The 257-nt window shown below is 48.2% G+C and carries 1 pseudogene; it reads right to left on the reverse strand.

The features are described from left to right. Positions 1-257 (reverse strand): annotated as a pseudogene (locus WFK85_RS23535) (hypothetical protein); the annotation flags it as partial.

Below are 257 nucleotides of genomic sequence, written 5' to 3' on the forward strand. Positions count from 1 at the left end.
TCAAACAATAGCGTCACGACTCCCTTCCAGGTTGAACCTGGGGATTTCACCATCGTTTCAACGCCGGGTTTCCGGACTTTAAAATCAACCTGTGAGCGACGATGAACAACAAACTCGCCGGGAGGTAAAATAACATGGCCAGCCGGTAACGAATTCAACAGCAGATTTCTGGCTTCTCTTCCGTTTTCCGTTTTATAACCCGGTAAGGTGAGAGAAACCTCCAGCGGTATTTTTTCTCCGGTGGGGGATGTTGTTTC

Origin of the sequence: Cedecea sp. VD22 (assembly GCF_037150195.1) — a bacterium.
GTDB lineage: Bacteria > Pseudomonadota > Gammaproteobacteria > Enterobacterales > Enterobacteriaceae > Cedecea.